This window comes from Nitrospira sp. Vd2 (genome assembly GCF_979581665.1).
Genome location: NZ_CEFZSK010000004.1, coordinates 79790 through 88980 on the forward strand (window position 1 = coordinate 79790; position 9191 = coordinate 88980).

Below are 9191 nucleotides of genomic sequence, written 5' to 3' on the forward strand. Positions count from 1 at the left end.
ACCGCCCGTGACCGATCGGCTGCAGGCGCGCGGCTTACGGAAAAGTTTCAAGGGGCGAGAGGTCGTCAAGGGAGTCACGCTCCACGTCGCGGCTGGTGAAGTCGTCGGGCTGTTGGGGCCAAACGGCGCGGGGAAGACGACAATCTTCGATATGATGGTTGGCCTCTGCCAGCCTGACGCCGGGGAAATCCTCCTCAATGAGCAGACCATCACCAACTTGCCGATGTTCAGGCGAGCGCGATGCGGCATCGGCTACTTGCCGCAGGAATCGTCCGTATTTCGGCGCCTCTCGGTCGAGGACAATATCCTGGCGATTCTTGAAACGCTCGACCTCTCGAAGGAAGAACGTGGGCTGCGGCTCGATGCGTTGCTGAAGGAATTGGATCTGACGGCCTTGCGCAAGAGCAAGGCCTATGCGTTGTCGGGCGGCGAGCGCCGACGGTTGGAAATTACACGCGCTCTTGTCATCAAGCCGCGCTTTCTCCTGCTCGACGAGCCGTTCGCCGGGATCGATCCGATTGCCGTCGGCGATATTCAGCACATCATCGGCCGGCTGAAGGCGAAGCAAATCGGCATTTTGATTACCGACCACAACGTGCAAGAGACGTTGTCGATCACGGATCGCGCCTACATCATCAACGAAGGCGGCATCCTCGAATCCGGGACGCCCGAACAGATCGTCAACAGTTCTACTGCGAGAGCGATTTATCTCGGCGAGCGGTTCCGGCTGTAGCCCACCGCTTCCGAGCAGAGGACCGGCATGAAACTGCGTTTAGATCTTCGTCTCAGTCAAAAACTCATCATGACGCCGCAGTTGCAGCAGGCGATCAAGCTGCTGCAACTGTCCCGCCTCGAATTGCAGCAGACGTTGACGCAACATCTGATGGAAAATCCGCTCCTCGAAGAATTGCCGACGGACGTCGAGGAGGCCGGCGAGGAATGGAATCAGGAAAAGCCGGAAACAGCTTCCGCGGAGGAACCGTCCGCCGAGGAGCGGGAAGCCAATCCCGAAGAGCAATCCCCGAGTAGTTGGGAGGATTATTTCGATAGCGATCGCCGAGTTGGCGATACCGAATATCCGCCTTCCTCACAAGACGAGTTCCCGTCCTATGATCAAACCGTGGTCAAGGCGCAGAGCCTCGAGGACCATTTGCTCTGGCAGCTCGGATTGTCGGGATTGAGCGACGCCGACAAAGCCATCGGGCGGCTGATTATTGGGAACATCGACGACGATGGCTACTTGCGGACACCGCTCGAGGAAATCGCAGCCGAAGCCGGGGTGTCAACCGAACACGTCGAAACGGTGCTGAACCATATTCAGACGTTCGACCCGCCCGGTGTCGCCGCTCGCAGCTTGGAGGAGTGCCTCCTCATCCAACTCGGGTCGCTCGATCGCACGGTCGGCGTGGTAGATGGTCGTCGCATACGGCTCAAGGGATCGTTGGTGGAGGGCATCGTTCGGCATCATCTCAAGGATCTTGAAAAGAAGCATTACAGCCGCATCGCGAAAGTCCTCAACGTCACCCCCGAGGAAGTGTTCGCGGCCGCCAAAATTATCGAAGCGCTCGAGCCAAAGCCGGGGCGACCATACTACCAGCCCGACAACTACGTCATCGTCCCGGACGTCTTCGTCGTCAAGAACGAGGGAGAGTGGGTGGTCTTGCTCAATGACGACGGGATGCCGCGATTGCGGATCAGTCCGTACTATAAGCAGTTACTCGGCACGGGGAAGCAGCCGACGGATGCGACCAAGGCCTATCTGGAGGAAAAGCTCAGGGGTGCGCAATGGATTATCCGGAGCATCGAGCAGCGCAACAAGACGATCATCAAGGTCGTCGGCAGCATCATCAAATTTCAGGAACAGTTCTTCGAAAAAGGCGTCCAATACCTGAAGCCGCTGGTGCTCAAGCAAGTTGCCGACGACATCGGGCTCCATGAATCCACCATCAGCCGCGTGACGGCAAACAAATATATGTATTGCCCGCAAGGCATCCTCGAGCTGAAGTATTTCTTCAATACCGGTATTCAGCGGTCCGATCATACCCAGGATGAGCTGTCCTCCGTGACGGTGCGGGAGATGATCAGGAAAATGGTCGCTGAAGAGGATGCCCAACATCCGCTCAAGGACCAAGAGATTGCGGCTCGGCTGCGGAGCCAAAATATTTTGATCGCGCGCCGTACCGTCGCGAAGTATCGTTCTGAAGTGAATATCCCCTCTGCCAGCCAACGAAAGCGCTTCTTCTGATGCCTCAGTGTGGTCCTTCCTCGTGAAGCAGGGGCGGGCGCGAGAGCGCGCCTGCGATTCGGGAATCTAGAAGGACGCCTTATGCAAACGATGATTACCGGTCGGCACATCGAAATCACTCCCGCGCTGCGGCGACGGATCGAAACACGCGTGAAGCGGCTTGATCGTTACGGAGTGAGAATGGGCGACGTGCAGGTGATTCTCAGCGTCGAAAAACATCGGCACACGGCGGAAGTCGTCGTCCCCGTGAATCGAGCCGTCATTCAAAGCAAGGTCTCGACCACCGAGATGTATGCGTCCATCGATCAGTTGTTCGACAAGGTCAGCCGGCAGATTGTGAAGCGGAAGGAAAAGCTTACGGAGCGGAAACCGCGGGTGCCTCGGGCGCTTCCTGAAATCGACCGCCCGCCGGAGGCGTCGACTGTAGAGGAAGTTCGGACGGTCCGCGTTCCGTTACCGACGCTGAGCCTTGCACAGGCGGTCGGGCGGTTGCGGGAGCAGCCACATCCGTTAGTGGTCTTTACCGATGCAGCCACGAAACGCCTCGCGGTTCTGCATCGGTTACAGGACGGGTCGCTCCAACTCGTCGAACCGGAAATGTCCTGATCGACCATGCAACCGCTGCGGCTCGTCATCATCAGCGGGTTGTCGGGGTCCGGGAAGACGCACGCGATCAAGTGTTTTGAAGATCTCGGCTTCTTTTGCGTCGATAACCTTCCGCCCGTCTTGCTCCCCAAGTTCGCCGAATTGTGCCTTCAGCGCGGCAAGGACGTGCAGCACGTGGCACTCGGCATGGATATTCGTGAGCGCGGCTTCTTTTCAGATTTCTTCCGAAACCTCGATACGCTGAAGTCACAAGGGTACTCGGTCGAATTGTTGTTCCTAGAGGCGCGGGACGAAATTCTCGTGCGCCGGTTCTCCGAGTCCAGGCGGCCGCATCCGTTGCTGCCTCACGCGCCCGTCCTCGAAGGAGTGAAGTTGGAGCGGGAGCGCTTGATGGAACTGCGCCAGCGGGCCGACCGAATCATCGATACGTCCGATATCACCGTGCATGAGCTCAAGGATCTACTCGGCCGGCATTACGTGGAGCAGCAACAGGGCTATCAACTGACGATTTCTCTGCTGACGTTCGGGTTCAAATTCGGCGTGCCGTACGATATCGATCTGTTGTTCGATGTGCGGTTTTTGCAGAATCCGAACTTCGTACCCGATCTCAAGCCGCTGACCGGTGAAGATCCGCGCGTCCAGCAATACATTCTCAATGACCCCAATACCAAGCCCTTGCTGGACCATCTCGAATCCCTGCTGCGCTTTTTGGTTCCCCTCTACGAGCAAGAGCGGCGCAGTTACCTCACCATTGCAATCGGCTGCACTGGGGGCCGCCATCGCTCGGTCGCGATCGCATCGATGCTTCAGTCGTCCTTTGCCTCCCTCGGCTACGACGTCGCAGTGCGAAACCGGGACGTCCATCGGTCCTAGGCCTTCGACAGCCCGCCATCCCGTCACAAACGTCTCCTAAACACTTTGTTGTCCCAAGCAGCTGGCAAGTAATTGCCGATCCGTACGCTCTGACCTTTGCTAACGGGTCTTGACGGGTACCTGCGAGCCCCGAGCAACGAGCTCATGAGACCTGCTCTTGCTCCGGAGGCGCGCTACTTGACCGTCCAAAACGGCCATCGTTGCGGGCGCCTTTGCAAGAATCTCCCCGTTTACTTGACAGGCCTAATATATTGACTATACTTAGCACAGGTCACAATTTATACATAAATACAATAACTTAGAAGGTCTGATCCGTGAGGGTTTTGGAAGATACGAAGAAGCGATACAAGACGTATGAAGTGTGCAAACTGTTCAACGTCTCACGGGCGACCCTTTTTCGATGGGAACGAGAGGGATTGATCTCCGGGCCTCCCCGCGACTGGCGGAACTGGCGGATCTATACCGCGCAGAACATCAAGGAGATCACGCAACTCATTCGGGGCAAGAACGGTGCGTAACCAGAGCGGCGTATGAATTTTACCCTAAATTTCGGCAACTTGTTGGGTCGAAACAAACAGCTCTTGGGGCTGGACATCGGCTCCAGTGCGATCAAACTCGTGCAGATGAAGGAACAGAAGGGGAAGTACGTCCTGCAGAAGTTCGGGATGAAACCGCTGGAGCCGGAAGTGATCGTGGACGGCACCGTGATGGACGCGGGGCGGGTCGTGACGGCGATCAAGGAATTGGTGAGCGAGCTGAACACGAAGGTCAAAAATGTCGCGATCTCTGTATCCGGGCACTCCGTGATCGTGAAGAAGATCACGCTCCCCGTCATGAGCGATGAGGAGCTCGAGACGGAGATCAAGGTGGCGGCCGAACAGTACATCCCATTCGATCTCAATGAAGTGAATCTGGATTACCACGTGCTGAATGCCGCCGAACAAGCCGACGACGGCCAGGCTCAGATGTCGGTTCTGCTGGTCGCCGCGAAGAAGGACAAGATCAATGAACTGACCGAACTGGTTCGTGGAGCAGGCTTGACGCCGTCGGTACTTGATGTGGATGCCTTCGCCGTTGAAAATATGTACGGCCTCAACTACGACACGGGGCCCGACGACATCATCGCGCTCGTCAACGTCGGGGCGAGCGTCATGAACATCAATATTCTGAAGGGCGGCAGCTCACTCTTCACACGGGACATCGCCGTCGGGGGGAGCGGCTATTCGGAAGCCATCCAGCGCGAGCTCGGTGTGTCGTTCGATGAAGCCGAAGGGATCAAGAAGAAGCACGATCCCCTCTCGGCCGATGCCGAAACCGTTACCACGGTGTTGGATGGCGTCAATGCCGAGATCGCGTCCGAGATTGCCAAGTCGATCGATTACTTCAAGACCACGGTGGCGGCAGGCGAGATCTCCAAGATCGTCCTGTCCGGCGGCTGCGCAAAGGTGGCGGGGCTCGCCAATCAACTGAGTGATCGGATGAATATCCCCGTCGAACTTGCGAACCCTTTCCGCAACGTCGATACCAGCGAGTCGGGCTTGGACGAGACGGAGCTGGCGGCACTTGCGCCGATGGCCGCCGTCGGGGTTGGCCTCGCACTCCGAACCATTGGTGACCGATGATCAGGATTAATCTTCTTCCCGCACCGAGAGCTCGAGCCGGAAAGCGCCAATGGGATGTGCGGCTCGAAGTGGCCACCGCGATCGGTGTCATCGTCCTGGTGCTCGTCGGCTGGCTGTTCTATGGCGACATGTTGGACGACGAGATGAACACGCGCCAAGCCGAGAAACAGGAGAAAGAAAAGCAGTTGGCGTTGTTGAAAGACAAGGTCAAGCAGGTACAGGACTTCGAGCAGAAGAAAAAGCTGCTCGAAGACAAGAACCGCATCATCGATGAGCTGGAGCGTTCACGTGCAGGGCCCGTGCGCGTCCTCGATTATGTCAGTCAGAGCCTTCAGCCCCTGAATCTCTGGCTCGTCCGCCTGACGATCAAAGGCCAGGCGATTGAAATCGAAGGGAAGGCGCTGACCAACGATGACGTGGTGGAGTTCGTGAACAATCTGCGCCGCGCCGACTACTTCTCGACGATCAAGCTCATCGAAACGCGGTCGGGCACGGAAGCCAAGTTGAACGTGTACCAATTTAAGCTGAACCTCACGTTGAAGGTGTGATGTGGAGCTGCCCAAGCTCGATCTCGAAAGTCTGAGAAGGGTCTCGCCGACAAAGAAGCTCATCTTGCTCGGCGTGATCGCCGGCGCGATCTCGGCGCTGTATTACTACTATGTCATTACCCCGAAGTATGAGGCCATCGCGGCGTTGCAAGAAAGCATCGGCAAATTGGATACCGATATCCAAGCGACCACGATCAAGGTGCAGCATCTCGACCAATTGATCGCCGCGAACGCCGAACTCGAGAAAGAGTTGGAGAAAAAAAAGGAACGGCTGCCGCCGGAAGAGGAAGCGGTGATGCTGCTCAAGCAATTGTCCGATCTCGGGGTACGCCTCGGCTTGGACATCAAACTCTGGAAGCCTGGCACGCAGGTGGATGATCCCTCAAAACTGTTCGTCCGTATGCCGGTCAGTGTCGAAGTGGCCGGCGGCTATCACACCGCCGCGTTGTTCTTCGACCGGATCAACAAGCTCCCGCGCATCATCAACGTCTCCGATGTGCGGATGGGATCATCCAAGATGGAGCAAGACCGGGTGGTGATTCAAACGTTGTTCGAGCTCACCGCGTTCGTCGCGCCGCCGGCAGTACCGGCTGTGGCTTCAGCTCCGCCGTCAAATGTACCGGGGGGTGGCGTGCCGGGCGGTGCTCCGCCGCCGGCCCAGGCGAGATAGACGGAAGATGAGAGGATCAAGAGGTCGGTCGATGACTGTTCGAGTGCAACGACATACGGTCACCGCGTGCGCAGTGGCGGTCGCCATCCTGATGACCACGGCACTCTCCGCGGCGCAGGTGGCATCGGTCCCGGCGGCGCCGATGCCGCCCGCACCGGCTGCGGGTTCGCCAGGCACGACGGGGGCAAGGGAGGGCGCCTCCGCCCCTGCTCCAGTCAGCGTCTCGGCCAGTCCATCGGCTCCTCCTAGCGAGTACTCGTACAACGCGTCGGGTCGGCGCGATCCTTTCGCCGCCATTATTAAGGACGGGAAGGGGAATGAGGAGAATCATCAGATCCCGCCGCTTCAACGTCTCTCGCTGACCGAATTGAACTTGATCGGCATCGTCTGGGGAGGCTTCGGCTACAGCGCGATGGTGCAAGCACCTGATGGCCGAGGGTACACCGTGCGCACCGGGACGAGAATCGGGCCGAACAACGGCGTGGTCAGCTCGATCACAGAGAATGCAATTGTGGTGCAAGAGCGGTTCACGGACGTCTATGGCAATAAGCAGGTGCGGGAATACGTCAAGCTCCTGCATGCAAAAGAGGGCACAGAATGAACGCGATGCGTCGACTCGTACAACTGCTCCTGACGTTGGCCGCCCAGGCCTCCCTGTTCTGGCTCTTCGGCCCATCGGCGACGATAGCGACGGCCGGTGACGCCGATTCCCTGGATCGCATCACCGCGATCTCTCCGATGGAACGGGGCAATACACGGAACGGCGCGGCGACCGGCAACTTGGCGGACGGCGAAATCACAGGGCGACTCGATCAGATGCCCGCGGAGCCGAGCCGAGCGGCGACGACACTGACGAGAATCGATGTGCACAAGACTGACGATGGCGTGACGGTCACTCTGATCGCTGACGGCGAGATGTCCTATGAGGCCAAGCGGCTCAATGAGCGGAGGGTGGTCATCGATCTCGGGAGGATGCTCACGTCGTTGCCCACGCATCTCGTCCGCGTGGATCATCCGTTGCTCAGGCAGGTGCGTGTGGGACAACATCCCGACAAAGCGAGACTCGTGTTTGATTTGGCCACGACGAGCCAATATTCGATCCTGCCAGCGCATAACCGCTTGGTGGTCCGCCTGACACGTGGTCAGGATGAAGGACGCCAAACTGGGAGCGCGGAAGGAGCGGCAAAGCCAGAAGCCGACCGCCCCCTCGTAAAGGTCGCGTCGTCGACCCGAGTTCCGTTTCCCGAACGATTAGCCATGATCGCGGCACGACCGGCCATGGCCCAGATGGCGCCGGAACCGAAGGTCGCCGACACCCAGGAAATCGGCCAGAAGCAGTACGTGGGGCGGCGTATCTCGCTCGACTTTCAGGCCGCCGATATCAGCAATGTGCTTCGCCTCATCGCTGAAGTCAGCGGCTTCAACATCGTCGTCGGCGAAGGGGTGAAGTCGAAGGTGACGATGAAGTTGGTCGGCGTACCCTGGGATCAGGCCCTCGATATGCTGCTCAAGATGAACAACCTTGGGATGATTCGTGAGGGGAACATCGTCTGGATCGATACGCTGAGCAACATTTCACGCCAGCAGGAAGAGGAAGCCAAAGCGAAGGAATCGAAGAGCAAGGCAGAGGATCTCGTCACCCGTGTGATTTATATTCAGAACGTGTCGGCCCAGGATCTTCAGACCACGCTTCGCCAATACATGAGTCCACGCGGCATGCTCCAAATGAACGTCGCGAGCAACGCGCTCGTCATTCAAGACACGGAATCGCGTGTCGCGGCCTTTACCGAGCTCGTGCGGAGTTTGGATCTGGAGGTGCCGCAAGTTCAGATCGAAGCGCGGATCGTGCAAGCGGACACCTCTTATTCCCGTTCCTTGGGGGTCCAGTGGGGCATCGCGAACACGGCGAATTGCTGCGGCGGCGCCGGCACGAGCTTTGTCGGCAACCCGACGGGTGATTTTTCCGAGCAGCAGACCGATACGAAAGGCACGATTACCCGGTCCTTCATGGTGAACCTGCCGGCGGCGGTCAATGGTCTGACGAACGTCCCGGCGGCGGGCTTCACGTTCGGCAAAATCGGGACACGCGATGGACTGACGCTCGATCTCCGGTTGTCGGCCGGCGAGTTGCTCGGCTTGACAAAGGTTATTGCCGCACCTAAGATCATGACCCTCGACAAACGGGAAGCGAAGATCTCGCAAGGAGAATCGATCCCGTACGCGACGACCTCGCTCCAAGGGACGCAGACCACCTTCGTCGACGCGAACCTGGAACTGCAGGTGACGCCGCAAATCACCTCCCGTGATCCGAAGGAAATCGGCAAGCAGGTGCTGATGAAGATTCGGGCGACGAGAAATGCGGTGGGTTCACGGAGCAGCGCGGCGGGTCCGAGCATTGATAAGCGCGAGGCGACCACGCAAGTGCTCGTCCGCGACGGCGAAACGATGGTGATCGGCGGAATCTTCGTCGATACGCAAACAAACACGGTCGCCGGGCTGCCCTATCTGTCACGGATCCCGGTGTTGGGATGGCTGTTCAAGAATAAGACCGAATCGATTGCGAAACAGGAGCTGCTCATTTTCCTGACACCCACGATCGTCAAGGGGGCGACGACGACATGATCCAC

The 9191-nt window shown here is 58.3% G+C and carries 10 protein-coding genes; all 10 read left to right on the forward strand.

The features are described 5' to 3' along the window. Positions 1–7: 7 nt before the first annotated feature. A complete protein-coding gene (lptB, locus tag AC1U7K_RS02510; RefSeq protein ID WP_480249244.1) occupies positions 8–733 on the forward strand; it encodes an LPS export ABC transporter ATP-binding protein in 726 nt (241 codons plus the stop codon). Between the two features lie 27 nt (positions 734–760). After that, positions 761–2245, forward strand: a complete 1485-nt coding sequence (rpoN, locus tag AC1U7K_RS02515; protein WP_480249218.1) for an RNA polymerase factor sigma-54 — start codon at positions 761–763, stop codon at positions 2243–2245. Positions 2246–2326: 81 nt separating this feature from the next. After that, a complete protein-coding gene (gene hpf / locus AC1U7K_RS02520) occupies positions 2327–2851 on the forward strand; it encodes a ribosome hibernation-promoting factor, HPF/YfiA family (RefSeq protein ID WP_480249219.1) in 525 nt (174 codons plus the stop codon). Between the two features lie 15 nt (positions 2852–2866). After that, complete coding sequence (gene rapZ / locus AC1U7K_RS02525; RefSeq protein WP_480249245.1) at positions 2867–3724, forward strand: RNase adapter RapZ; 858 nt, start codon at positions 2867–2869, stop codon at positions 3722–3724. 314 nt (positions 3725–4038) lie between these two features. Beyond that, positions 4039–4242 carry a MerR family transcriptional regulator gene (locus AC1U7K_RS02530; protein ID WP_480249220.1) on the forward strand — a complete coding sequence of 68 codons (204 nt, stop codon included), beginning with the start codon at positions 4039–4041 and terminating at the stop codon, positions 4240–4242. Between the two features lie 12 nt (positions 4243–4254). Further along, positions 4255–5346: a type IV pilus assembly protein PilM gene (pilM, locus tag AC1U7K_RS02535; RefSeq protein ID WP_480249221.1), complete on the forward strand. Its 1092-nt coding sequence runs from the start codon at positions 4255–4257 to the stop codon at positions 5344–5346. Beyond that, on the forward strand, positions 5343–5894 hold the full coding sequence (locus AC1U7K_RS02540) for a PilN domain-containing protein (RefSeq protein ID WP_480249222.1): 552 nt from the start codon (positions 5343–5345) through the stop codon (positions 5892–5894). The genes pilM and AC1U7K_RS02540 overlap by 4 nt, the downstream gene beginning before the upstream one ends. Before the next feature lies 1 nt (position 5895). After that, on the forward strand, positions 5896–6564 hold the full coding sequence (locus tag AC1U7K_RS02545) for a type IV pilus inner membrane component PilO (RefSeq protein WP_480249223.1): 669 nt from the start codon (positions 5896–5898) through the stop codon (positions 6562–6564). A 31-nt stretch (positions 6565–6595) separates the two neighbouring features. Further along, the gene (locus tag AC1U7K_RS02550) at positions 6596–7165 is read left to right on the forward strand and encodes a pilus assembly protein PilP (protein WP_480249224.1); all 570 of its coding nucleotides are present in this window, start codon (positions 6596–6598) and stop codon (positions 7163–7165) included. Between the two features lie 5 nt (positions 7166–7170). Then, the gene (locus tag AC1U7K_RS02555; protein WP_480249225.1) at positions 7171–9186 is read left to right on the forward strand and encodes a type IV pilus secretin PilQ; all 2016 of its coding nucleotides are present in this window, start codon (positions 7171–7173) and stop codon (positions 9184–9186) included. Positions 9187–9191 lie beyond the last annotated feature (5 nt).

What these genes read in the sequence shown, in the direction of transcription:
- rpoN (WP_480249218.1), top strand. Translation starts at nt 761, where the DNA reads ATGAAACTGCGTTTAGATCTTCGTCTCAGTCAAAAACTCATCATGACG.
- hpf (WP_480249219.1), top strand. Translation starts at nt 2,327, where the DNA reads ATGCAAACGATGATTACCGGTCGGCACATCGAAATCACTCCCGCGCTG.
- pilM (WP_480249221.1), top strand. Translation starts at nt 4,255, where the DNA reads ATGAATTTTACCCTAAATTTCGGCAACTTGTTGGGTCGAAACAAACAG.
- AC1U7K_RS02540 (WP_480249222.1), top strand. Translation starts at nt 5,343, where the DNA reads ATGATCAGGATTAATCTTCTTCCCGCACCGAGAGCTCGAGCCGGAAAG.
- AC1U7K_RS02550 (WP_480249224.1), top strand. Translation starts at nt 6,596, where the DNA reads ATGACTGTTCGAGTGCAACGACATACGGTCACCGCGTGCGCAGTGGCG.
- AC1U7K_RS02555 (WP_480249225.1), top strand. Translation starts at nt 7,171, where the DNA reads ATGCGTCGACTCGTACAACTGCTCCTGACGTTGGCCGCCCAGGCCTCC.